The following is a 547-nucleotide window of genomic DNA, read 5'->3' on the forward strand; positions in this document are numbered from 1 at the left end:
AGGGACTTCACTTACCGCCAGCGTGCCTTCTCCCGAAGTTACGGCACCATTTTGCCTAGTTCCTTCACCCGAGTTCTCTCAAGCGCCTGAGTATTCTCTACCTGACCACCTGTGTCGGTTTGGGGTACGATTGTTGGTAACCTGAAGCTTAGAGGCTTTTCCTGGAAGCAGGGCATCAATTGCTTCACCACCTTAGTGGCTCGTCATCACACCTCAGCATTAAGTGACCGGATTTGCCTAATCACTCTGCCTACATGCTTGAACCGGGACGACCGTCGCCCGGACAACCTAGCCTTCTCCGTTCCCCCATCGCAGTTACCACCAGTACGGGAATATTAACCCGTTTCCCATCGACTACGCTTTTCAGCCTCGCCTTAGGGGTCGACTCACCCTGCCCCGATTAACGTTGGACAGGAACCCTTGGTCTTCCGGCGTGCGGGTTTTTCACCCGCATTATCGTTACTTATGTCAGCATTCGCACTTCTGATACCTCCAGCATACCTCACAGTACACCTTCGCAGGCTTACAGAACGCTCCCCTACCCAAC

The 547-nt window shown here is 53.6% G+C and carries 1 rRNA gene; it reads right to left on the reverse strand.

Annotated features, from left to right (window positions below):
- A 23S ribosomal RNA gene (locus ABN236_RS19300) occupies positions 1-547 on the reverse strand; the annotation flags it as partial.

Origin of the sequence: Proteus sp. fly-1013, assembly GCF_040140245.1 — a bacterium.
GTDB lineage: Bacteria > Pseudomonadota > Gammaproteobacteria > Enterobacterales > Enterobacteriaceae > Proteus > Proteus mirabilis_B.